Consider the following 21,816-nt stretch of genomic DNA (forward strand, 5'->3'; position numbering starts at 1 on the left):
CTAGCGGAAATCGCGGCTGGGCACGTCCAGGCCGCTGAGCAGGGGCGTCAGGTCGACCAGTTGCTCGGCGATCACGTGGCGCACGCCGCTCTCGCTTTCCAGCCGGCCGCGCACCTGCAGCAGTTGCGCTTGCAGGAAGACGCGGCGCTGGCGCTCGGCCAGGTCGCGCCAGACCACCACGTTGACCAGGCCGAACTCGTCTTCCAGGGTGACGAAGGTAACGCCGCTGGCGGTCTGCGGCCGCTGCCGGCCGATGACCAGCCCGGCGACGCTGACCGGCCGGCCGTGCTCCAGGCCGGGCAACTCGCGGGAGCTGCGGCAGCGCAGCGCCTTCAACTGGCCGCGCAGCAGGTTCAGCGGGTGCGGGCCGAGGGTGGTGCCCAGGCTGGCGTAGTCGGTGAGCATTTCTTCGCCCAGGCTGGGCAGCGGCAGGCTCACCGCGGTTTCCGTCATCACATCCTGGCCGGCGAACAGCGGTAGCTGCGGCTCCACCCCGGCCACGGCCCAGCGCGCCCGGTGGCGGTGCCCGGCCAAGCCGCGCAGGGTGCCGGCGTCGGCCAGGCGTTCGCGGGCCGCGGCGTCCAGACCGGCCCGGTAGCTGAGGTCCTCGACGCTTTCGAAGGCCCGTCGCCCGCGGGCCCGGACGATGCGCAGGGCCAGCTCCTCGCGGAAGCCGCGGGCCATGCGCAGCCCCAGGCGGATCGCCGGCTGTGCCTCGCCCTTGTCCTCCAGGCCGCAGTCCCAGTGGCTGTAGCGCACGTCCACCGGGCGCACCTCGACGCCGTGGCGGCGGGCATCCTGCAGGACCTGGTCGGGGCTGTAGAAGCCCATCGGCCAACTGTTGACCAGGGCGCAGGCGAAGGCTGCCGGCTCGTGGCATTTCAGCCAACTGCTGGCGTAGGTGAGCAGGGCGAAACTGGCGGCGTGGGACTCGGGGAAGCCATAGCTGCCGAAGCCTTTGATCTGTTCGAAGATGCGCGCGGCGAATTCGGCGGTATAGCCATTCTTCAACATGCCTGCGGTCAGGCGCAGGCGGTGTTTTTCCAGGCCGCCGTGGCGTTTCCAGGCGGCCATGGAGCGGCGCAGGTCGTCGGCTTCGCCGGCGGTGTAGTCGGCGGCCACCACCGCGACCTCCATGACCTGTTCCTGGAACAGCGGCACGCCCAGGGTGCGGCGGAACACCTGTTCCAGGGCCGGCGAGGGATAGGTGATCGGCTCCTCTCCATTACGCCGTCGCAGGTAGGGGTGGACCATGTCGCCCTGTATCGGACCCGGGCGGACGATGGCGACCTCGATCACCAGGTCGTAGAAGGTCTTCGGCCGCAGCCGCGGCAGCATGGCCATCTGCGCGCGGGACTCGATCTGGAACACGCCTATGGCGTCGGCGCGGCTGATCATTTCGTAGGTGGCCGCGTCTTCCGGGGGGATGTTGGCAATGCTCATCGGCGTGCCGCGCAGGCGATGCACCAGGTCAAAGCAGCGGCGCAAGGCACTGAGCATCCCGAGGGCGAGTACGTCGACCTTGAGCAGCTTCACTGCGTCGATATCGTCCTTGTCCCACTGGATCACGGTGCGTTCGGGCATGGACGCGTTCTCGACCGGGACCAGGCTGGTCAATGGCTGCTCGGAGATGACGAAGCCGCCGGGATGTTGCGACAGGTGGCGGGGAAAGCCGATCAGCTCGGCGGTGAGCGCCAGCACCCTGCGCATGACCGGGCTCTGTGGATCGAAGCCCGCTTCGCGCAGTTGCTCTTCGGGTGGCGTTTGCTCGCTCCAGCGCCCGCAGCATCCGGCCAGGGCGTCCACCTGGTCGGGCGGCAAGCCCAGGGCCTTGGCTATGTCGCGCATGGCCCCTGCGCCGCGGTAGCTGCTGACCACGGCGGTCAGGGCTGCACGCTGGCGGCCATAGCGACGGAAGACGTACTGGATGACTTCTTCGCGCCGCTCGTGCTCGAAGTCGACGTCGATGTCCGGCGGCTCGTTGCGTTCGCGGGAGATGAAGCGGCCGAAAAGCAGCTTGCTGCGCGATGGGTCCAGTTCGGTGATGCCCAGGGCGAAGCACACCGCGGAGTTGGCAGCCGAGCCACGTCCCTGGCAGAGAATGCCCTGGCTGCGAGCGAACTGGACGATGTCGTGGACCGTGAGGAAGTAGTTCTCGTACTCCAGTTCGGCGATCAGCAGCAGTTCCTTGCCGATGCGTTTGAGCACCTTCTTCCGCGCCCCCTCTGGCCAGCGCCTGCGGATGCCGGCATAGGTCATCTGGCATAGCCAGGACTTCGGCGTATGCCCCTCGGGCACCAGTTCGCGGGGATACTGGTAGCGCAGTTGCTCGAAATCGAAACTGCAGCGCCCCGCGATCCGCACCGTCTCCTCCAGCAACTGCGGCGGATACAGCCCGGCCAACACTTCCCGCGGGCGCAGGTGGCGTTCGCCGTTGGGAAACAGATAGGCGCCGGCTTCGCTGACCGGCAGGTGCTGACGGATGGCCGTCATGCAGTCCTGCAGGGCGCGGCGGCCGCGGCTGTGCATGTGCACGTCGCCGCAGGCCACGGCGGCGATGCCATGGCGGGCGGCCTGGGCGAGCAAGGCTTGCAGGCGGGCGCTGTCATCCGCGCCGCGGTGCAGCTCGACGCCTAGCCAGAGGCGTTGCGGGAAGCGTTCGCGCAGCCAGGTTCCGTCGGTATCCGTTGGCGCGTCGGGCAGCCAGATCGCCAGCAGGCCCTCCAGGTCGGCCTGCAGGTCTTCGCGCAGCAGGCGGTAGCTGCCCTTTTCGGCCCGGCGCCGGGCGTGGGTGATGAGCCGGCAGAGGTTCTGGTAGCCGGCGAGGTTCTCGGCCAGCAGCACCAGCTTGGGGCCGGCCTCGATGCGCACTTCGCTGCCGACGATCAGCGCCAGCTTGCATTCCTTCGCCGCCTGCCAGGCGCGGACGATGCCGGCCAGGCTGCATTCGTCGGTGATCGCCAGGGCGCGGTAGCCCAGGCGCGCGGCGCGTTCGAAGAGCTCGCTGGCGCTGGAGGCGCCGCGCTGGAAACTGAAGTTCGACAGGCAGTGCAGCTCGGCGTAGGCGGGAGTCATGCGAACCAGCCGTGGATCAGCCACGGCCCCTCGCTGCCGACCTCGCGGTAGACCCAGGCCTGCTGGCCGGCGCGGGTCTGCACCCGGTAGTAGTCGCGGCGCAGGTCGGCGCCGTCCCACCAGCCGGACTCGATGCGTTCCGGCCCGGCGAGCACCCTGGGCAGGCTTTCGCGCAGCGCCTGTGGCTGCAACAGCAGCCACCCGGGACGCGGCCCGCAGGGCGGCAAGGGCAGGGCGCGCGGGCTTTCCCGGGGTTGCCAGGCCTGCTCCGGGCGGTGCTCGGCGAGGGCGCCCAGGCCATGCACGGCCTCGTCGCCGAGGCGGGCGCGCAGGCGTTCGCGCAACTGCTCCCAGGGTTGCGTCTGCTGGGGGCGCTCGTCGAACAGCTGGCGCCGTTCGGGGGCGAAGGGTGGCAGGTCGTCGGCCTGCAGGCGCACGGCGTGCACTGCGGCGGGTAGTTGCAAATGCTCCAGGCGGCCGCGGCTCAGCTCGAAGAGCATGGCCGGCTCGCGTTCGGCGCTGAGCAGGCCGACCGGCATGCAGGTGTCGCTGCGGCCGTGGTGCTCCAGGTACAGCTCGAAGCGCTGCACGCCGCTGTCGCGCCCGGCGAGGAAGGCGGCGAGGTCGCCGGTCAGGCGGCGCAGGGGGAAGAGCAGGGCCTGGGTCGATTCGATGTCGAAGTTCAGCTCGATGCGGCTTTCGAAGCGCTCCGGCGGCCGGTAGAAGTCCAGGGCCAGTGGCCGCTGGCCGAGCAGGCTGTCGACCTGCCGCAGCAGTTCCGCCGGAAAGCGCCGGGCCAGGCCATCGCGGGGCAGAGCGAGCAGTTGCTGCAGGCTGCGCAGGCCCATGCGCGCCAGGCTGGCCACGCTTTCCCGGGGCAGCCCGCAGCGCTCCAGGGGCAGGCGGCCGAGGGCGCTGCGCAGGGCTTGCGGCCGTTCCACCAGCAGGCCGTCGCCGACGTTGACCAGTACCCGCGCGGCGGCGGGATTGGGCGCCACGCCGATGCGGTGGCTGAAGCCCAGGGCCCGCAGCTCCTCGCGCAGACGGGCCTCGAAGCGCGGCCAGGGGCCGAACAGCGCCAGGCTGGAGGCGACCTCCAACAGCAGCGCGCGCGGGTAATGCTGGCTGACCTGGGAGCTGAAGCCGTAGGCCCAGGCGGCGAGCAGGTCCTGGCTGCGCTGGATGGCCGCCTGGTCGTACTCGGCGCAGTCGAAATCGCGGCACAGGGCGCGCGCCGCGGTCAGCGACAGGCCGGGACGCAGGCCGAGCCGGCGGGCCGCCGGGTTGACCGCCTGCAACATGCGCCGCTGCGGCGGGCCGGCGAGCAGGGCGAGGGGCGCCTCGGGATCGCTGCGCTGGCGCAGGGCGGCGTCCATGGCCAGCTGTGGCAGGAGAATGCAGGCCCAGAGCATGGCGACCTCAGTTCAGGGCAGCCAGCGGCAGGGGGCTGGCCGGGGCGAGGCCGCCACGGCACTTGAGCACCCGCAACTGTGCCGGGCGGGCTTCGAGGGCCAGGCGCAGGGCAGCCGGCGAGGGGTTGAGCGCCTCGCGCAGCGGGCGAAAGGCGAAGGCCAGCGTCTGGCCGCTTTCCGCCGCCACCTGCAGGCGGCGCAGGGCGCGGTCGTCGGCCTGCTGCGGCCAGCACAGCACGGCGCCGCAGCAACCCGAACGCAGGCATTGCTCGGTCGCCCAGAGCGCATCGCGGCCACTGGCCTCGACCCACACCAGGTGTTGCAAGTCGACGCCGGCCGCCAGCCAGGCGCGGGGGTAGGGAATGTGCGGCGGCGCCACCAGCACCACGCGCTCGCTTGCGCGGCTCAAGCGCGCCAGGGTCGGCCAGAGCAGCTGCAGCTCACCGATGCCCTCGGCGCCATGGAGAATCTCGCTCAGCGCCGACTCCGGCCAGCCGCCGCCGGGCAGCAGGGCGTCCAGCCGGGCGTGGCCGGTGGGCTGGGCCGCGCTGGGCGCGGTGCCGGCCTGGCCTTTCCAGACGCGTCGCTGGTCGAGCAGCGCGCCCAGGTCTACGGCGAGGCCCATGGTCGGCACCGGTGGTGGGGAAGGCAGAAGCGACGCAAGATGGAGTCCTATAGTACTGTATGTAAATACAGTATCCGGTCTCGTCCCTATCCGGTCAATACGGCCGGATCGCTCCGCCGCGACGATCCGCCGGAAGGCTGAGCCAGGTCAGCCCGAGGCGTGGCGGTGTCCTTCAGAGTGTGTAGGTCGAGGCCGACAGACGGTCGCCGAGGGCAGCCGGTGCTGACTTTTTGCCAGTATCGGCCGAACTTGCCGGCGCCGCGGCGGTCTGACTAGCCGTTGCCCATCTCCCGACGGGCCTGCGCCTCCGCTGGCGGGCGCGCAGCGTGGGCATTGTAAGCCGCACGCGGGCTCATTAGACTGCGCGCCATTCACACCCTCGTTCATGTCGAAGGACTTCCATGATCAAGAAATGTCTGTTCCCGGCTGCCGGCTACGGCACCCGCTTCCTCCCGGCCACCAAGGCCATGCCCAAGGAAATGCTGCCGATCGTCAACAAGCCGCTGATCCAGTACGGCGTCGAAGAGGCGCTGGAAGCCGGGCTGTCGGAGATTGGCATCGTCACCGGCCGCGGCAAGCGTTCGCTGGAAGACCATTTCGACATCAGCTACGAGCTGGAAACCCAGATCCGCAACACCGACAAGGAAAAGTACCTGGTCGGTATCCGCCGCCTGATCGACGAGTGCACCTTCTCCTACACCCGTCAGATCGAGATGAAGGGCCTGGGCCACGCCATCCTCACTGGCCGCCCGCTGATCGGCGACGAGCCCTTCGCCGTGGTCCTGGCCGACGACCTCTGCCTGAACCTGGAAGGCGACAGCGTCCTGAAGCAGATGGTCAAGCTGTACAACCAGTTCCGCTGCTCCATCGTGGCCATCCAGGAAGTGCCGCCGGAAGAGACCAACAAGTACGGCGTGATCGCCGGCGAGATGATCCGCGACGACATCTACCGCGTGAACAACATGGTCGAGAAACCCAAGCCGGAAGAGGCGCCGTCGAACCTGGCGATCATCGGCCGCTACATCCTGACCCCGGACATCTTCGAGCTGATTGAGCAGACCGAGCCGGGCAAGGGTGGCGAGATCCAGATCACCGACGCCCTGATGAAGCAGGCCCAGGACGGCTGCGTGCTGGCCTACAAGTTCAAGGGCAAGCGCTTCGACTGCGGTAGCGCCGAGGGCTACATCGAGGCGACCAACTTCTGCTACGAGAACCTCTACAAGACCGGCAAGGCCTGGTAACCCCAGCGCGTTCCCGGTCCGTCGAAGAAGCCACCCGCGGGTGGCTTCTTCGTTTCCGGCGCCCGCATGATCCACATGCTTTTCGTAGGAGCGAGGGGGACGCCTGGTTCTTGCTCGCGAACGCTCCTTCCGGTACGTGGGCGGTTCGCGAGCAAGCTCGCCCTACAAAAAACGCTGCAAAGCTATGGCGCCTGAGGGATCGGCATGTCTTCCGAGCCCGGCCCCAGCGGCTGGCCGTAGCTGAACTCGACGTAATTGCCTGCTGGGTCCCTGAGGCCGCAGTAATAGCCAACAGGGTATGGCTCCTGGCGCGGCGCCCAGATCAGGCAGCCGGCGCGTTCGGCCTCGGCGGCGATGGCGTCGACCTTCTCGTGGCTGTCCACCGCGAAGCCGAAGTGGCTGTAGTCGTCGCTGGCCAGGTGGCGGGCTTCGCCGCCGGGCATGATGACGAAGATGAACTGGTGCTCCTTGCCCGGCTCGGCCATCCACACGATGCGCGAGCCCTTGCCCTCGCGCTGGTGGATCACGCGCATGCCGCAGAAGCGTTCGTAGAAGGCGATGCAGGCCTCCAGGTCCGGTACGTGCAGGGCCAGGTGAGTCAGGGTGGGGCGCATGGCGGCTTCCTCCTGTGGGCTCTGCTGGCAGGATAGGCCAGCGGCGATGAGGTATGCTGCCGGGCATCTGCCAGTGGAGAACGACGATGGCTTTCGATTTCGACCTGTTCGTGATTGGCGCGGGTTCCGGCGGCGTGCGCGCCGCGCGGTTCGCCGCGGGGTTCGGTGCGCGCGTGGCGGTGGCCGAGAGCCGCTACCTGGGCGGCACCTGCGTGAACGTCGGCTGCGTGCCGAAGAAGCTGCTGGTGTACGGTGCGCACTTCCACGAGGACTTCCAGCAGGCCGCCGGCTTCGGCTGGAGCCTGGGCGAAGCGCGCTTCGACTGGCCGACCCTGATCGCCAACAAGAACCGCGAGATCCACCGCCTCAACGGCATCTACCGCAACCTGCTGGTGAACAGCGGGGTGAGCCTGCTCGAAGGCCATGCGCGCCTGGTCGACGCCCACACCGTGGAAGTCGATGGCCAGCGCTTGCGTGCCGCCAACATCCTCATCGCCACCGGCGGCTGGCCCCAGGTGCCGGACATCCCCGGCAAGGAGCACGTCATCACCTCCCAGGAGGCCTTCTTCCTGCCGCAGCTGCCGCGCCGGGTGCTGGTGGTGGGCGGCGGCTACATCGCCGTGGAGTTCGCCTCCATCTTCCACGGCCTGGGCGCGCAGACCAGCCTGCTGTACCGCCGCGAGCTGTTCCTGCGCGGCTTCGACCGCAGCGTGCGCGAGCACCTGCGCGACGAACTGACGAAGAAGGGCCTGGACCTGCAGTTCAACGCCGACATCGCGCGCATCGACAAGCAGGCCGACGGCAGCCTGCTGGCGACACTCAAGGATGGCCGCCTGCTGGAGGCCGACTGCGTGTTCTACGCCACTGGCCGCCGGCCGATGCTCGATGGCCTGGGGCTGGAGAACGTCGATGTAGCCTTGAGCGACAAGGGCTTCGTCAAGGTCGACGAGGCCTACCGCACCAGCGAGCCGTCGATCCGCGCCATCGGCGACGTCATCGGCCGCGTGCAGCTGACCCCGGTGGCCCTGGCCGAGGGCATGGCCGTGGCGCGCCACCTGTTCCGCGCCGAGGAGTACCGGCCGGTGGATTACAAGCTGATCCCCACGGCGGTGTTCAGCCTGCCGAACATCGGCACCGTCGGCCTCACCGAGGACGAGGCGCGCGCCGCCGGGCACCGCGTCAAGCTGTTCGAGAGCCGCTTCCGCGCGCTCAAGCTGACCCTGACCGAATCCCAGGAAAAGACCCTGATGAAGCTGATCGTCGACGCCGACAGCGACCAGGTGCTGGGCTGCCACATGGTCGGCCCGGAGGCCGGCGAGATCCTCCAGGGCATCGCCGTGGCGCTCAAGGCCGGGGCCACCAAGCGCGTGTTCGACGAGACCATCGGCATCCACCCGACGGCGGCCGAGGAGTTCGTCACCATGCGTTCGCCGGTGGCCTGACTTCGCGGGGCATCAACCTGTAGGAGCGGGCCCTGCCCGCGATTCGCGCGCAGGGCGCGCTCCTACAGGCAAATATGACACTCCGTAGGATGGGTTGAGCGAAGCGATACCCATCGCCGTGGCCGCATGGGTTTCGCCAAGGCTCAACCCATCCTGCGAAAAGCGCCTTGGCTCAGCGCGACTGCGCCACCTGCGCCGCCGCCGCGCTTTCCTGCTGGCGCCTGGCGTAGCGCTGGGCCAGCACCGCGCAGACCATCAGCTGGATCTGGTGGAAGAGCATCAGCGGCAGCAGGATCACGCCGATGCTGCCGGTGGCGAACAGCACCTGGGCCATGGGCACGCCGGTGGCCAGGCTCTTCTTCGAGCCGCAGAAGACGATGGTGATCTCGTCTTCCTTGTTGAAGCCCAGGCGGCGGCTGAGCTGGCTGGTGGCGAACAGGGCGATCGCCAGCAGGATGCAGCACACCACCACCAGGCCGGCCAGCGCGGTCAGCGGCACCTGGTGCCACAGGCCCTGGATCACCGCGGCGCTGAAGGCGGTGTAGACCACCAGCAGGATCGAGCCCTGGTCGACGTAGCGCAGCACCGGCTTGTGCCGGTCCACCCAGCCGCCGATCACGCCGCGCAGGGCCTGGCCGGCGATGAAGGGCACCAGCAGTTGCAGGGTGATCTTGCCGATTGCGTCCAGCGTGGAGACGCCGGTGTCGCCATGCACGCCCAGCAGCAGCTGGACCAGCAGCGGGGTGAGGAAGATGCCGATCAGGCTGGACGCCGAGGCGCTGCACACCGCCGCCGGAATGTTGCCGCGGGCCAGCGAGGTGAAGGCGATGGACGACTGCACGGTGGCTGGCAGGGCGCACAGGTACAGCAGGCCCAGGTACAGGTCCGGGGTCACCAGCGGCGAGAGCACCGGCTTGAGCGCCAGGCCGAGGATCGGGAAGAGGATGAAGGTGCAGGCGAACACCAGCAGGTGCAGGCGCCAGTGGGTGGCGCCGGCGATGATGGCCTGGCGCGACAGCTTGGCGCCGTGCAGGAAGAACAGCAGGCCGATGGCCAGGTTGGTGATCCAGCCGAAGGCGGTGGCCACCTGCCCCTGGCAGGGCAGCAGGCTGGCGATGGCCACGGTGGCGACCAGGGCCAGGGTGAAGTTGTCGGGGAGCAGACGTGGACGAGCCATGGCGATCATCTCGGGCAAGGTACGAAGAATACGGTCGCCGTCTCTGACGGACGGACGACGGTTCCGACTCTATGCCCGCGGTGGCCTTCCGGCTAACGCGAGAAAGCCAGCCTGTATCGCTGAACGGACAGATCGCTCCGTCAGCAGCCGCTGAACGCTAATTCCACCGCCGCCACGCTGACCAGCGAGCGCATGCGCTCGGCCATCACCTCGCCACGCTGCTCCGGCATGCCCGCGATGCGCAGGTCCACCTGCAGCCATTCGCCCGCCTGCACGGCATGTACTTCGGCCGGCAGCCAGCCCTGCAGAGCGAACAGGTTCAGCAGCTTGCACAGCACGTCGGCGTCGGCTTCGGCCCGGATGGCGAAGTGTGCCTGGCGCGCCATATCGGCCGGGCGGCGGGTCCAGCCGTCGGGGCGTTCGGCGGGAGCGGCGTCGAACAGGCTGGCGGGCAGGGTGGCGGTGCTGCTGGGCAGGGAAACGGCTTGGTTCATGGCGGGTGACCGGCAAGGCTGGGAGGTGGCTCATTGTCGGTGGCCCGGCCGGGTTTTGCTTTGCGGAATGGGCGCCAAGGTCGGCGATTTGGGAATAGACTATGCGTGAATTTATGGATTGGAGAATAAATCATGCCGATCGAGCTGGATGCCTATGACAAACGCATCCTCGCCCTGTTGCAGGAAGAGGCGACCCTCTCCACGGCCGAGATCGCCGAGCGCATCGGCCTGTCGCAGTCGCCGTGCTGGCGGCGCATCCAGCGCCTGAAGGAAGAAGGCGTAATCCGCCGCCAGGTGACCCTGCTGGACCGCAAGAAGATCGGCCTGAACACGCAGATCTTCGCCCAGGTGAAGCTGAACACCCACGGCCGCAACAACCTCACCGAGTTCGCCGCGGCCATCCGCGAGTTCCCCGAGGTGCTGGAATGCCATGTGCTGATGGGCGCGGTGGACTTCATGCTGCGCATCGTCACCGAGGACATCGAGGCCTACGAGCGCTTCTTCTTCGAGCGCCTGTCGCAGGTGCCGGGCATCCAGGAGATCAACTCCATAGTCGCGCTGTCGGAGATCAAGTCGACCACCAGCCTGCCGCTGCCGGGACGCTGACGGGAGGAGGGCGCCGGCCTGGCCGGCGCCCGCGGGCGGGCTCAGGCGCCGCCGAGGAAGTCCATCTTGCCCAGCTCCACGCCGTTGTGGCGGAGGATGGCGTAGGCGGTGGTGACGTGGAAGTAGAAGTTGGCGTTGGCGAAGCCGAGCAGGAAGTCCAGGCCCTTGAACTGCAGCTCGCGGCTCGGCGTCTTGATGTGGATGTCGCGGGTTTCGGCGCCTTCGAACTGCTCGGGCTTGAAGCCCTTGAGGTAGTCGACGGTCTTCGCGATGCGCGCCTGCAGGTCGGCGAAGCTCTGTTCGTCGTCGGCGTAGCTGGGAATCTCCACGCCGGCCAGGCGGGCGGCGCAGCCCTTGGCGGCGTCGCTGGCGATCTGCACCTGGCGCGTCAGCGGGAACATGTCCGGGGCCAGGCGGGCGTTCAGCAGCACCGTCGGCTCGATGGACCTGGCCTGGGCATGGGCCTCGGCCTTGGCCAGGATGGCCGAGAGGTTGCCGAGCATGCGGATGAACACCGGAACGGAAATCTGGTAGATCGACAGGGACATGCGAGGTACTCCAGACAGGGAAAATGAGGCCTGCGCGACAGGGCGCACCCGCTGAGTCTACTGCCGGGCGCGGCGGCCGTCGCCTGGCTTTCAGCGCCCGGCGACGCTGCCCGCGCTGCCGCAGCCCTGCAGGTCGATCTTGCCCACGTAGGGGTTGCCCCAGCCCATCACGCAGCCGACCATCTGGTTGCGCTGACGCTCCCAGCTTTCCACCGGGTACTGCTTGCTCCAGGCCTGGTACAGCTGGCGGTCCTGCCTGGACAGCCTCAGGCCGTAGCGGTCGCTCATGTAGAAGTAGGTGCGGGCGATCATCCCGCGGATCTGCGGGCGCGGCATGGCCTTCTTCGCCTTGAAGTCGATGACCATCGGGCAGGCGCCGTACTGCGGCGCCTGCTGCGGCAGCCAGCCGTAGCCGAAGTTGTTGCGGTCGCCGTTGACCTCGCCGATGCTCGGCACCAGGTTGAACAGGTCGGCCTCGGCGCGCTGGTACACCGGGTCGTGCCGCGAGCAGTTGCTGCGCCCGCCGCTCTGCCAGCACTGGCGCTGGTGGCCGATGACCCAGGCCGGGACTATGTGCTCCCACTCGATGCGCCCGGCGCGCTTGGCGTTCTTGCGCGGCACGTAGCCGCAACTGGCCAGGTCGACGCGGTTGCCCTTGTAGCGGCAGCCGCAATAGAACTCCACCGACTGGCGGGCATAGAGCTTCCAGCCGATCTTCTTGGCTTCCTGGAAGGTGCGCGGGGCGGCGGCGGAGGCGGCCAGGGGCAGGACCGCGAGCAAGAGGAACAGTGCTTGGCGACGAATATTCATCAGAAACTTCTTTCAGAAATCGTCGCATCTTACTGATATGAAACGATCTGCCAATCGTGGCAATCGAATGGCAAGGAACAGGTGCGTAGGAAACTGGAGTTGTTAGACTGGGAACATTTCCAGCCTAACCGGAGGTTCAGCCAGCATGACCCGCATGAAGAGCCGAGCGCTTTGCGGCCTGCTCGCCAGCCTGGTGGCCGGGGTGGCGCTGGCCGGCCAGCCGCCGGTGCGCAGCATCGAGCGCATCTACGTCAGCCCCGGTGCCAGCGGCAGCATCGACAGCTCGTCCAGCGTGCAGCGCTATGACGGCTATGGTGGCGTCCAGGTTCCGCGCAGCTACGAACAGGGCTCCAGCCGGGTGATCATCGACAACAGCGGCGGCGGTACCAACGGTGGCATCCGCCAGAGCATCGAATACCCCAATGGCGTGCAGTTCGACGTCACCCCGGGGACGACGCGTTCGAACGGGCAGCGGCAGTCGTATCCCTGAGGGAGTGGCGTTCGCGGGGCATGGCCGGCCTGGCGGCCGGATCGCGGATGAATCCGCTCCTACGTTGCCGGCTGCGCCGAGGTGCCTTTCGTAGGATGGGTTGAGCTTGCGAAACCCATGCGGTCGCGGTGATGGGTATCGCTTCGCTCAACACCATCCTACGAAAAGCCAGGTTCGCTCATACGGAGTGGGCCCGGTGCAGGACTACCGGAACGGTCCCTGCCCGCGATTCGCGCGCAGGGCGCGCTCCTACAGGGGGAGGGTGCGGGGTTACCTGTAGGACAACTGTCTTGCCGGCTGTGCCGAGATGCTTTTCGTAGGATGGGTTGAGCTTGCGAAACCCATGCGGTGGTGGTGATGGGTATCGCTTCGCTCAACACCATCCTACGAAAAGCCAGGTTCGCTCATACGGAGTGGGCCCGGTGCAGGACTACCGTAGCGGGCCCTGCCCGCGATTCGCGCGCAGGGCGCGCTCCTACAGGGGGAGGGTGCGGGGTTACCTGTAGGACAACTGTCTTGTCGGCTGCGCCGAGATGCTTTTCGTAGGATGGGTTGAGCTTGCGAAACCCATGCGGTGGTGGTGATGGGTATCGCTTCGCTCAACCCATCCTACGGGGTTACATCGCGATCACGCGTGGTATGTGGGATGGTGTAGGAGCGGACTCGGTCCGCGATTCGCGCGCAGGGCGCGCTCCTGCAAGGGGCTCGGTGCCGCGAAGGCTCAGGACTCCTTGCGCACCAGGCGCGACTTGCTCAGCCCGCCCTTGCAGTAGAAGGGGCCGGTGTCGCCGCGCAGGTGGTAGAGGGTGGCGAGGAAGGCGGAACTGGTGCGGCCGACGGAGAGGCTGCGAAGTTTGTGGTAGGCCCACAGCCAGTCCTTGGGGAGCGTCTTGCTCATGGACTCGTCCTTGATTCAGCGTGCTGGTGCGAAACTGCCCCAAGGACATTAGTGGCCGAACCCCTTGTGCGCAAGTCCGGCCGCTCTGCGGCAAGCCTTTGCGGCCTTTTGCCATCCCCGCGGAGGGGTTGGCCTCAGGCCCCCGCCGCCTCGCTGTGGGCCTCTTCCACGTATTCCTTCAGCCAGCGCAGCACCTGCACCGCCTCCCAGCGCGTGGGGTCGAACATGGCGTAGGCCTGGCCCTGGTAGCCCACCACGTCCAGCGGGCGGTGGTAGCCGGCGCGCTGCAGCAGCGCCTCGATCTCGGCGAAGCAGGTGTTGAAGTGGGTGCGCGAGAAGGGCGTCTTGCCCTCGGTGACCAGGCCCTCGAGATGCAACTCGGCGACCGCTTCGCTGACTTCCTCCACGCCCATGTGGTTCACGGTGTATTTCATCTGGCGGATGTCCACCATCGCTTTCGCTCCTGTTCGGGTCCTTGCCTGCCACCTGTTGCCAGGGTGCCTTTCGTCGATGACAGAAGCATAATCGAAAAATACTGTATGCATGAACAGTATTTTGTGGCTACCATGGTTTCGCTGGCTCACAGAATCCATGGCTGCCGCGAAACCGGGCCCCGCCCCGCGGCGACGACGAAGAAGAGGAACGCGTGATGAAGCAAGTCAAAGCCCTGCTGGTGCTCGCCCTCCTGGCCCTGCTCGGTGGCTGTGCCCAGCCGCCGGCGGAAGGCCCCAAGGCCAATGGCGCCTACCTGGTGATCGATGGCCGCGAGGCCTGGGCGGTGCTGGTGGCCGACGGCAAGCGCGTGGAGGAACACGGCATCGTGCGCGACGCCATTCGCGTGCCGCGCTCGCGCTCGGCGATGGTGGCCAGCTATGTGATCGACACGCCCAACTGCGGGCGCCTGCAGACGCTGACCGAGGTGTACGACGACGGCACCGGCGCCACCCGCCTGCTGAGCGTGGGCGAGGAGGGCGGCGACCTGTCCGCCTGCCGCATCCGCGACGACCTCAGCCGTGCCTGGACGGCGCTGGATTATTCCGGCTGAGCCCGAGTTTCTTCACGAAATTTTCACGCGCGTGGGGCGATGGTAGGCACATTGCTAAAGGACTAGCGCCCCAATAAAGAACCCGCCATCGGCGGGTTTTTTATTGCCAGCGATTCCTCTGCGGCGAAAGGCCGGCTCGCGGCGGCGCGGTGGGCGGGCTAAGGTTGCCTGGCGGGTCCGTTTCACGGATTCCTTCAATCGAGGTGCAGCATGCTCGCCAGCCAGATGACCAGGGCCCTGTGGCAGGCCCTGGAAGAGAACGCGGCCCTGCCCGCGTCCCTGTCCTTCGAGGCCGAGGGCGGGCTGCCCTCGACCTTCGCCGTCACCGACCTCGCTGGCGCCTCCATCGCCGCGGCCGGCCTGGCCGCCGCGGCCTTGCTCAAGCGCGCCGGCCTGGCGCCGGGGGCGCTGCAGGTGGACCGCCGCCTGGCGTCCTTCTGGTTCGCCTGGACGCTGCGGCCCCAGGGCTGGGCGCTGCCGCCCATGTGGGGCGACATCGCCGGCGACTACGCCACCCGCGACGGCTGGATCCGCCTGCACACCAACGCCCCGCACCACCGTGCCGCCGTGGTGCGGGTGCTGGGCCCGGTCGCCAGCCGCGAAGAGGCGGCGGCCCGCGTCGCCACCTGGAACAAGGCCGAACTGGAGCATGCGGTAGTGGCTACCGGCGGTTGCGCCGCCGAAATGCGCTCCATCGACGAATGGAAGGCGCACCCCCAGGGCCAGGCCCTGGCCGAACAGGACCTGATCTGGTGCCAGGAACAGGCCATCGCCCCCGCGCCGGCCTGGGCGCTGGCGGCGGAGCGGCCGTTGGCCGGGGTGCGGGTACTGGACCTCACCCGGGTGCTCGCCGGGCCGGTGGCCAGCCGCTTCCTCGCCGGGCTCGGTGCCGAGGTGCTGCGCATCGATCCGCCGGGCTGGGACGAGCCGGGGGTGATTCCCGAGGTCTGCCTGGGCAAGCGCTGTGCGCGCCTGGACCTGAAGGACCCGCCCGGGCGCGAGCGCTTCGAGGAACTGCTGCGCCACGCCGACGTGCTGATCCACGGCTACCGCGGCGACGCCCTGGAGAACCTCGGTTTCGACGCCGAAGTGCGCCAGGACCTGGCGCCGGGGCTGGTCGACGTGAGCCTGAACGCCTACGGCTGGAGCGGCCCCTGGCGCAACCGCCGCGGCTTCGACAGCCTGGTGCAGATGAGCACCGGCATCGCCGAGGCCGGCATGCGCTGGCGCCAGGCCGACAAGCCGGTGCCGCTGCCGGTGCAGGCCCTGGACCACGCCACCGGCTACCTGATGGCCGCCGCCGCGCTCTGCGGCCTGGGCCGGCGCCTGGCCAGCGGGCGCGGCAGCACCTGGCGCCTGTCGCTGGCGCGCACCGCGCAGTTCCTGGTGGAGCAGGGGATGCAGGCCGAGGCCTTGCCGGCGCTGGCCGGGGAGGCGCCGGCCGACCTCGACCCAGCCATCGAGGCCACCGCCTGGGGCCCGGCGCAACGCCTGCGCCCGCCATTGCTGCTGGAAGGCACGCCGCTGCAGTGGGCCTCGCCGGCGGCGGCGCTGGGCTCGTCGAAGCCGTACTGGGCCTTCGAGCGGGGCGCCTGAACGGCGCTCAGCGCTGCGGCGGCAGCAGCAGGCCGCCGCGGGCCTGGCGCCAGGCGCGGAAGCTGGCGGCCAGGCGCGAGAACCACAGGTAGATCACCGGCGTGGTGTACAGCGTCAGCACCTGCGACACCAGCAGGCCGCCGACGATGGCGATGCCCAGCGGCTGGCGCAGCTCGGCGCCGGAGCCGGTGCCCAGGGCCAGCGGCAGGGCGCCGAACAGCGCCGCCAGGGTGGTCATGAGGATCGGCCGGAAGCGCAGGGTGCTGCCCTCGATGGTCGCCTGCTCCGGCGTCATGCCGCCGCGTTCGGCCACCAGGGCGAAGTCGATCATCATGATGGCGTTCTTCTTGACGATGCCGATCAGCAGGATGATGCCGATCATCCCCATCAGCGACAGGTCCTGGCCGCACAGCAGCAATGCCAGCAGCGCGCCGAGGCCGGCCGAGGGCAGGGTGGAGAGGATCGACAGCGGCAGCAGCGGGCTCTCGTAGAGCACGCCGAGGACGATGTACACCGTGACCACCGCCGCCAGGATCAGCCACGGCTGGCTGCGCAGCGAGTCCTGGAAGGCCTGGGCGGTGCCCTGGAAGGTGCCGCTGACGCTGTCCGGCAGGCCGGCCTGGCGGGTGGCCTGCTGGATGGCGGCGACCGCGTCGCCCAGGGCGTAGCCCGGCGCCAGGTTGAACGACAGGGTGACCGCCGGGAACAGCCCCTGGTGGTTGATGGTGATGGGCGCCAGGTCCGGCTCCAGGCGGCCGAGCACGCTCAGCGGCACCAGCTCGCCGGTCAGGCTGGAGCGCGCATAGAGGTGCCTGAGGCTTTCCTCCGACACCTGCCAGCGCGGGTCCAGTTCGAGGATCACGTGGTACTGGTCCAGCGCGGTGAACAGCGTCGCCACCTGGCGCTGGCCGAAGGCGTCGTAGAGCACGTCGTCGATGGCCTGCACGTTCACGCCCAGGCGCGCGGCGCTGTCGCGGTCGATGTGCAGGGTGGCGCGCGGCGCCGCCTGCTGCTGGTCGGTGGCCACGTCGCGCAGTTGCGGCAACTGCTTCAGGCGCGCCAGCAGCACCGCGGCCCAGTGGTCCAGCTCGTGGCTGTCCGGGTCCTGCAGGGTGTACTGGAACTGCGTCTTGCTCGGCCGCCCGCCGATCTGCACGTCCTGGCGGATCTGCATGTACAGGGCGATGCCTGGCACCACGGCCAGTTCACGCTTGAGCCGCGCCACCACCTGGTCGGCCTTGGCCGCGCGCTGCTCGTAGGGCTTGAGGTTGATCATCACCCGGCCCTGGCTGAGGGTGGGGTTGGGGCCGATCCAGTAGTAGACGTTGGCCACGTCCGGGTCGCGCTGGATCACCTCGCTGAGCGCGGCCATGCGTTCGCGCATGGCGGCGAAGGAAATGTCCGCGTTGGCCTCTGCCACGCCCATGATCACGCCGGTGTCCTGCTGCGGGAAGAAGCCCTTGGGCACTTCGACGTAGAGCACGGCGGTGACCAGAAGGGTGAGCAGCGCCACCGCCAGGGTCAGGCGCTCGTGGCGCAGCACGCGGCGCAGGCTGCGCCGGTAGCCGTCGAGCAGGGCGTCGAAGGTGCGCTCGCTCCATTGCAGGAAGCGGTTCTGCGCGCCGTGCAGGTCGTGGCGGATGAACCAGGCGCAGAGCATCGGCGTGACCGTCAGCGAAACCACCCCGGACATCACCACCGCCACGCTCACGGTCACCGCGAACTCGCGCAGCAGGCGGCCGATCACCCCGCCCATGAACAGGATGGGGATGAACACCGCCACCAGCGAGACGGTCATGGAGACGATGGTGAAGGCCACCTCGGCGGTGCCCTCGATGGCGGCCTGCAGCGGCGGCTTGTGCATCTCCAGGTGGCGGATGATGTTCTCCATCACCACGATGGCGTCGTCCACCACGAAGCCCACGGCGATGCTCAGCGCCATGATCGACAGGTTGTCCAGGCTGTAGCCCAGCACGTACATGGCCGCGAAGGTGGCCACCAGCGACAGCGGGATGGTCAGCGCCGGGATCACAGTGGCGCTGACGTTGCGCAGGAACACGAAGACCACCGCCACCACCAGGACGATGGACAGCAGCAGATTGAACTGCACTTCGTCTATGGAGGCGTCGATGGTCTGGGTGCGGTCGCCCACCAGGTTCACTTTCACGTCGCGCGGCAGTTGCGCGATCAGCGCCGGCAGGCGGTCCTTGATCGCCTGGGTCACCGCCAGCACGTTGTAGCCGGGCTGCTTGTGGATGTCGACGATCACCGTCGGCCGGCCCTGCAGGCCGGCGGCCTGGCGCACGTCCTCGGCGCCGTCGATCACCGTGCCCAGGTCGCTGATGCGGATCGGCACGCCGTTGCGGTAGGCGATCACCAGCGAGCCGTACTGCGCGGCGCGGGTGAGCTGGTCGGTGGTGTCGAGAGTCACCGCGCGCTCGGCGCCGTCGAGGTTGCCTTTGGGCGCATCCACAGTGGCGTTGCCCAGCACCTCGCGCACGTCATCCAGAGTCAGGCCGCGGGCAGCCAGGGCGTCCGGGTCGATGCGCACGCGCACCGCCGGGCGCTGCTCGCCGTGGAAGTCCACCAGGCCGACGCCGGGAATCTGCGACAGCTGCTGGCCGAGGTAGTCGTCGGCGTAGCGGTCCAGCTCCGGCAGGGTGCGGGTGGGCGAGGTCAGGGCCAGGGAGAGGAAGGTGAATTCCGCCGGGTTGACCTTGTGGAAGGTCGGCGGCGCCGGCAGGTTCTTCGGCAGGTTGCCGCCGGCGGCGTTGATCGCCGTCTGCACGTCCTGGGCGGCGCCGTCGATGTTGCGCTCCAGGTCGAACTGCAGGGTGATCTGCGTCAGCCCGAGGGAGCTGGCGGAGGTCATCTGGGTGACCCCGGGAACGCTGGCGAAGGCCCGCTCCAGCGGCGTGGCCACGGAAGACGCCATGGTCTCGGCGCTGGCGCCGGGTAGCTTGGCCTGCACCTGGATGGTCGGCATGTCCACCTGCGGCAGCGGCGCCACCGGCAGCAGGAAGTAGGCGGCGGCGCCGAGCAGCAGCACGCCCAGGGCCAGCAGGGTGGTGGCCACCCGGCGGCGGATGAAGGGCTCGGAGAGGGTCATTGGCGCTGCTCCGCGCTGGCGGTCTGCCGCGCGTCTGCCAGGGCCGCGACCTTCAGCCCCGGGGCCAGGCGGTACTGGCCGCCGGTGACCACGGTTTCGCCGGGCGCCAGGCCCTGGTGGATCCACTGCAGGCCATCGACCACCGCGCCGGCCTGCACCTCGCGCACCTGGGCCTGCTGGTCGCGCCCCACCACGTACACGAAGCTGCCCTGCGGGCCTTGCTGCACGGCGCTGGCCGGCACTACGGTGGCGGCCTTCTCGGTGCGCAGCAGCAGGCGCACGCTGAGCAGTTCGCCGGGCCAGAGCTTGCCGTCGGCGTTGGCGAAGTCGGCCTTGAACAGGATCTGCCCGTTGCCGCTGGAGACCTGGCTGTCGATGAAGCTCAGCCGCCCCGTGGCGATGTGCTGGCGGCCGTCGCGGCTCAGCGCCTCGACCTGCAGCGGCTGCCCGGCGTTGGCCTGCAGCACTTCGGCCAGGTCCTCCTGGGGCAGGCTGAAGGCCAGGGAGATCGGCGCCATCTGGGTGAGCGTCAGCAGGCCGGTGTTGTCGCTGGCGTGGACGATGCTGCCGGCGTCCACCAGGCGCTGCCCGGTGCGCCCGGCGAAGGGCGCGGCGATGCGGGTGTAGCCGAGCTGCAGCTGGGCGGTGTCCAGCGCCGCCTGGTCGGCCTGGATCGTGGCCTGCAGGGTGGCCACCTGGCCGCGCAGGGTGTCCACGTCCTGGCTCGGCCCGGCATGGGCGGCGGCCAGCTTGCTGGCGCGTTCGAGGTTGACCTTGGCCACCGCCAGCTGCGCTTCGTCGCGCGCCTTGTTGGCCTTGGCCTGCAGCACCTGGGCGGCGTAGGGGCGCGGGTCGATTTCGGCGAGCAGTTGCCCGGCCTTGACCATCTGGCCCTCCTGGAAGTGCAGCTGTTGCAGCTCTCCATCCACCCGCACCTTGATGTCCACCGCGTTCAGCGCCTGCACCGTGCCGATGGTCTGCAGCCAGATCGGCAGGTCGCGCTGGTCGGCCACCCCCAGGCTCACGGGCACCGGCGCCTCGGCCGGCTTGGCCGTCGTGGTGGCGGAGAAGTGGCGCCAGGCGAAGGCGGCCAGCGCCACGGCCAGGAAGAGGAACGCCAGGCGCCAGTAGCGCCGTTGGGAGGAGGGTTGGGACGGGCTCACGGTCGAATCGCCTGTGCGGAAGGTTGATTGCTGGCCAGTTCGGCGCCCGCCGGCGCCTGGAAGCCGCCGCCGAGGGCGCGGTTCAGGCCGACGGAGGCCTGCAGGCGTTGCAGGCGCACTTGCAGCAGGCTGTCCTCGGCCTGGTACAGGGTGCGCTGCACGGTCAGCAGGGTGAGGAAGTCGGTGCTGCCCAGGCGATAGCGCACCTGGGCCAGGTCGGCGGCCTTGCGCGCCGAGTCCACGGCGGCCTGGTCGATGCGCTGGGTCTGCGCCAGGCGGGCGTTGGCGCTGAGCTGCGTCTCCACGTCCTGCAGGGCCTGGAGCACGTTCTGCCGGTAGTCGGCGACCAGCTCGCGGGCGTGGGCGCGGTCGGCCTGCAACTGGCCTTCCAGCAGGCCGCCGTCGAACAGCGGCTGGCTGAGGCTGGCGGCCAGCTGCCAGAGCCCGCCGCCGGTATGCACGTCGCTGCCGGCGAGGGCGCCCAGGGAGATGTTCGGCAGGAAGGCCGCGCGCGCCGCGCCGACATCGAAGTTGGCCGAGACCAGCCGCGCCTCGGCGGCCTGGATATCCGGCCGCTGGCTCAGCAGGCTGGCCGGCAGCCCGGCGCGCGCCTCGGGCAGCTGGATGCCGTCCAGGCCGCTGTGCTGCAGGGCGAAGCCCTCGGGCGCGGCGCCCACCAGCACCGCCAACTGGTAGAGCGCGGCGTCGCGCTGCTGGGCCAGGACGCTGACGTTGGCCTGGAAGTTCTGCAGGGCGTTGCGTTGTTGCTCCACCTCCAGGTCGGAGGAAGAGCCCAGGCGCGACTGCGTCTGCACCAGTTGCAGGATGTTCTCGGCGTCGTCGGCGATGTGCCTGGCCACGGCCAGGCGCTCGTCCAGCGAGAGCACCTGGAAGTAGCTGTCGGCGATGTCCGCCTGCAGGCCGATGCGCGCTGTCTCCAGGTCATAGGCCGTGGCCTGGGCCTGCGCCGTGGCGGAGTCGGCCAGGGCGCGGTTGCGGCCCCAGAAGTCCAGCTCGTAGCTGGCCTGGGCATAGAGGTCGTGGGCGTTCTTGCTGCTGTCGTGATCGTGGACGTAGCTGCCGCCCAGGCTCAGGTCCGGGTACAGCGCGGCCCCGGCGACGCGGGCGCTGGCCCGGGCCTGGTCGACCCGCGCCACTGCTGCCTGCAGAGTGAGGCTGTCGCTGCCGGCGCGCTGGATCAGGCTGTCCAGCTCGGCGCTGGCATAGTCCTTCCACCACTGCTGCGGCATCTGGGCGGCGGGCGCGGCGGCATTGTCCCAGTGGCTGGCGACGGGCACGCCGGGCCGCTGGTACTGCGGCACCAGCGAACAGGCCCCGAGCAGGGCCAGGGAAAGGGCGGCGGCCAGCCGGGGCAGGGCGCCGGCGGTGGTTGGGGGCATGGGTTCGTCCTTCTGCGTCCCGCGTGCTGCGGGCTGCTGTGATGGACGAGCCTAGCGCCGGGTAGCTACCG

At 69.2% G+C, this 21,816-nt stretch carries 19 protein-coding genes; 6 read left to right on the top strand and 13 right to left on the bottom strand.

Annotation, left to right across the window (positions count from 1 at the left end):
* From PcP3B5_RS13555 to imuA, 3 genes are read right to left on the bottom strand one after another with little or no spacing between them, the layout of a single operon-like run.
* Positions 1-3,075 (bottom strand): error-prone DNA polymerase, encoded by a 3,075-nt coding sequence (locus PcP3B5_RS13555; protein ID WP_061561554.1) that lies wholly within the window; start codon positions 3,073-3,075, stop codon positions 1-3.
* Positions 3,072-4,487, bottom strand: a complete 1,416-nt coding sequence (locus PcP3B5_RS13560; RefSeq protein WP_061561555.1) for a Y-family DNA polymerase — start codon at positions 4,485-4,487, stop codon at positions 3,072-3,074. Before PcP3B5_RS13560 ends, PcP3B5_RS13555 begins: the two co-directional genes overlap by 4 nt.
* A 7-nt stretch (positions 4,488-4,494) precedes the next feature.
* The gene (imuA, locus tag PcP3B5_RS13565) at positions 4,495-5,112 is read right to left on the bottom strand and encodes a translesion DNA synthesis-associated protein ImuA (protein WP_061561556.1); all 618 of its coding nucleotides are present in this window, start codon (positions 5,110-5,112) and stop codon (positions 4,495-4,497) included.
* A 401-nt stretch (positions 5,113-5,513) separates the two neighbouring features.
* On the opposite strand from imuA, the gene galU reads away from it, so the two are divergent.
* Positions 5,514-6,353, top strand: a complete 840-nt coding sequence (gene galU / locus PcP3B5_RS13570; RefSeq protein ID WP_009619948.1) for a UTP--glucose-1-phosphate uridylyltransferase GalU — start codon at positions 5,514-5,516, stop codon at positions 6,351-6,353.
* A gap of 182 nt (positions 6,354-6,535) precedes the next feature.
* Here galU and PcP3B5_RS13575 read toward each other — a convergent pair whose 3' ends face one another.
* The gene (locus PcP3B5_RS13575) at positions 6,536-6,967 is read right to left on the bottom strand and encodes a VOC family protein (protein ID WP_061561557.1); all 432 of its coding nucleotides are present in this window, start codon (positions 6,965-6,967) and stop codon (positions 6,536-6,538) included.
* An 86-nt stretch (positions 6,968-7,053) separates the two neighbouring features.
* Here PcP3B5_RS13575 and gorA point away from each other — a divergent pair, with 86 nt between their 5' ends.
* Positions 7,054-8,409, top strand: coding sequence for a glutathione-disulfide reductase (gorA, locus tag PcP3B5_RS13580; protein ID WP_061561558.1), 1,356 nt, complete (start codon positions 7,054-7,056; stop codon positions 8,407-8,409).
* A gap of 172 nt (positions 8,410-8,581) precedes the next feature.
* Here gorA and PcP3B5_RS13585 read toward each other — a convergent pair whose 3' ends face one another.
* Positions 8,582-9,586, bottom strand: coding sequence for a bile acid:sodium symporter family protein (locus PcP3B5_RS13585; protein WP_061563256.1), 1,005 nt, complete (start codon positions 9,584-9,586; stop codon positions 8,582-8,584).
* A 140-nt stretch (positions 9,587-9,726) separates the two neighbouring features.
* The gene (locus PcP3B5_RS13590) at positions 9,727-10,080 is read right to left on the bottom strand and encodes a hypothetical protein (protein ID WP_058072323.1); all 354 of its coding nucleotides are present in this window, start codon (positions 10,078-10,080) and stop codon (positions 9,727-9,729) included.
* 132 nt (positions 10,081-10,212) lie between these two features.
* Here PcP3B5_RS13590 and PcP3B5_RS13595 point away from each other — a divergent pair, with 132 nt between their 5' ends.
* Entirely contained in the window at positions 10,213-10,686 is a 474-nt protein-coding gene (locus PcP3B5_RS13595) for an Lrp/AsnC family transcriptional regulator (RefSeq protein ID WP_043273730.1), read from the top strand.
* A gap of 41 nt (positions 10,687-10,727) precedes the next feature.
* Here PcP3B5_RS13595 and PcP3B5_RS13600 read toward each other — a convergent pair whose 3' ends face one another.
* Positions 10,728-11,234, bottom strand: a complete 507-nt coding sequence (locus PcP3B5_RS13600) for a DUF1993 domain-containing protein (RefSeq protein WP_061561559.1) — start codon at positions 11,232-11,234, stop codon at positions 10,728-10,730.
* Positions 11,235-11,324: 90 nt separating this feature from the next.
* Positions 11,325-12,044 carry an endonuclease gene (locus PcP3B5_RS13605; protein ID WP_058072321.1) on the bottom strand — a complete coding sequence of 240 codons (720 nt, stop codon included), beginning with the start codon at positions 12,042-12,044 and terminating at the stop codon, positions 11,325-11,327.
* 145 nt (positions 12,045-12,189) lie between these two features.
* Here PcP3B5_RS13605 and PcP3B5_RS13610 point away from each other — a divergent pair, with 145 nt between their 5' ends.
* Positions 12,190-12,534 carry a hypothetical protein gene (locus PcP3B5_RS13610; RefSeq protein ID WP_061561560.1) on the top strand — a complete coding sequence of 115 codons (345 nt, stop codon included), beginning with the start codon at positions 12,190-12,192 and terminating at the stop codon, positions 12,532-12,534.
* Positions 12,535-13,255: 721 nt separating this feature from the next.
* Here the strand turns inward: PcP3B5_RS13610 and PcP3B5_RS32000 are convergent.
* Together PcP3B5_RS32000 and PcP3B5_RS13615 are read right to left on the bottom strand one after the other, a co-directional pair.
* Positions 13,256-13,432, bottom strand: a complete 177-nt coding sequence (locus PcP3B5_RS32000) for a hypothetical protein (protein WP_009619965.1) — start codon at positions 13,430-13,432, stop codon at positions 13,256-13,258.
* A gap of 134 nt (positions 13,433-13,566) precedes the next feature.
* Positions 13,567-13,884 carry a hypothetical protein gene (locus PcP3B5_RS13615; RefSeq protein ID WP_009619967.1) on the bottom strand — a complete coding sequence of 106 codons (318 nt, stop codon included), beginning with the start codon at positions 13,882-13,884 and terminating at the stop codon, positions 13,567-13,569.
* A 197-nt stretch (positions 13,885-14,081) separates the two neighbouring features.
* Between PcP3B5_RS13615 and PcP3B5_RS13620 the strand changes: the two genes are divergently transcribed.
* Together PcP3B5_RS13620 and PcP3B5_RS13625 are read left to right on the top strand one after the other, a co-directional pair.
* Positions 14,082-14,477, top strand: a complete 396-nt coding sequence (locus PcP3B5_RS13620) for a hypothetical protein (RefSeq protein ID WP_043273733.1) — start codon at positions 14,082-14,084, stop codon at positions 14,475-14,477.
* A 225-nt stretch (positions 14,478-14,702) separates the two neighbouring features.
* On the top strand, positions 14,703-16,073 hold the full coding sequence (locus PcP3B5_RS13625) for a CoA transferase (protein ID WP_061563257.1): 1,371 nt from the start codon (positions 14,703-14,705) through the stop codon (positions 16,071-16,073).
* A 7-nt stretch (positions 16,074-16,080) separates the two neighbouring features.
* Here PcP3B5_RS13625 and PcP3B5_RS13630 read toward each other — a convergent pair whose 3' ends face one another.
* Genes PcP3B5_RS13630 through PcP3B5_RS13640 form a run of 3 tightly spaced genes read right to left on the bottom strand, consistent with a single transcriptional unit; the run spans position 16,081 to position 21,745 of the window.
* On the bottom strand, positions 16,081-19,182 hold the full coding sequence (locus PcP3B5_RS13630) for an efflux RND transporter permease subunit (RefSeq protein WP_061561561.1): 3,102 nt from the start codon (positions 19,180-19,182) through the stop codon (positions 16,081-16,083).
* Positions 19,179-20,345 (bottom strand): efflux RND transporter periplasmic adaptor subunit, encoded by a 1,167-nt coding sequence (locus tag PcP3B5_RS13635; protein WP_043273736.1) that lies wholly within the window; start codon positions 20,343-20,345, stop codon positions 19,179-19,181. Before PcP3B5_RS13635 ends, PcP3B5_RS13630 begins: the two co-directional genes overlap by 4 nt.
* Positions 20,342-21,745 (bottom strand): efflux transporter outer membrane subunit, encoded by a 1,404-nt coding sequence (locus PcP3B5_RS13640; protein ID WP_061561562.1) that lies wholly within the window; start codon positions 21,743-21,745, stop codon positions 20,342-20,344. Before PcP3B5_RS13640 ends, PcP3B5_RS13635 begins: the two co-directional genes overlap by 4 nt.
* Positions 21,746-21,816: the final 71 nt, after the last annotated feature.

This window comes from Pseudomonas citronellolis, from assembly GCF_001586155.1.
Lineage (GTDB): Bacteria > Pseudomonadota > Gammaproteobacteria > Pseudomonadales > Pseudomonadaceae > Pseudomonas > Pseudomonas citronellolis.

Coding starts and splice junctions, on each gene's coding strand:
- PcP3B5_RS13555 (WP_061561554.1), bottom strand. CDS start 3,075: ATGACTCCCGCCTACGCCGAGCTGCACTGCCTGTCGAACTTCAGTTTC.
- PcP3B5_RS13560 (WP_061561555.1), bottom strand. CDS start 4,487: ATGCTCTGGGCCTGCATTCTCCTGCCACAGCTGGCCATGGACGCCGCC.
- imuA (WP_061561556.1), bottom strand. CDS start 5,112: ATGGGCCTCGCCGTAGACCTGGGCGCGCTGCTCGACCAGCGACGCGTC.
- galU (WP_009619948.1), top strand. CDS start 5,514: ATGATCAAGAAATGTCTGTTCCCGGCTGCCGGCTACGGCACCCGCTTC.
- PcP3B5_RS13575 (WP_061561557.1), bottom strand. CDS start 6,967: ATGCGCCCCACCCTGACTCACCTGGCCCTGCACGTACCGGACCTGGAG.
- gorA (WP_061561558.1), top strand. CDS start 7,054: ATGGCTTTCGATTTCGACCTGTTCGTGATTGGCGCGGGTTCCGGCGGC.
- PcP3B5_RS13585 (WP_061563256.1), bottom strand. CDS start 9,586: ATGGCTCGTCCACGTCTGCTCCCCGACAACTTCACCCTGGCCCTGGTC.
- PcP3B5_RS13590 (WP_058072323.1), bottom strand. CDS start 10,080: ATGAACCAAGCCGTTTCCCTGCCCAGCAGCACCGCCACCCTGCCCGCC.
- PcP3B5_RS13595 (WP_043273730.1), top strand. CDS start 10,213: ATGCCGATCGAGCTGGATGCCTATGACAAACGCATCCTCGCCCTGTTG.
- PcP3B5_RS13600 (WP_061561559.1), bottom strand. CDS start 11,234: ATGTCCCTGTCGATCTACCAGATTTCCGTTCCGGTGTTCATCCGCATG.
- PcP3B5_RS13605 (WP_058072321.1), bottom strand. CDS start 12,044: ATGAATATTCGTCGCCAAGCACTGTTCCTCTTGCTCGCGGTCCTGCCC.
- PcP3B5_RS13610 (WP_061561560.1), top strand. CDS start 12,190: ATGACCCGCATGAAGAGCCGAGCGCTTTGCGGCCTGCTCGCCAGCCTG.
- PcP3B5_RS32000 (WP_009619965.1), bottom strand. CDS start 13,432: ATGAGCAAGACGCTCCCCAAGGACTGGCTGTGGGCCTACCACAAACTT.
- PcP3B5_RS13615 (WP_009619967.1), bottom strand. CDS start 13,884: ATGGTGGACATCCGCCAGATGAAATACACCGTGAACCACATGGGCGTG.
- PcP3B5_RS13620 (WP_043273733.1), top strand. CDS start 14,082: ATGAAGCAAGTCAAAGCCCTGCTGGTGCTCGCCCTCCTGGCCCTGCTC.
- PcP3B5_RS13625 (WP_061563257.1), top strand. CDS start 14,703: ATGACCAGGGCCCTGTGGCAGGCCCTGGAAGAGAACGCGGCCCTGCCC.
- PcP3B5_RS13630 (WP_061561561.1), bottom strand. CDS start 19,182: ATGACCCTCTCCGAGCCCTTCATCCGCCGCCGGGTGGCCACCACCCTG.
- PcP3B5_RS13640 (WP_061561562.1), bottom strand. CDS start 21,745: ATGCCCCCAACCACCGCCGGCGCCCTGCCCCGGCTGGCCGCCGCCCTT.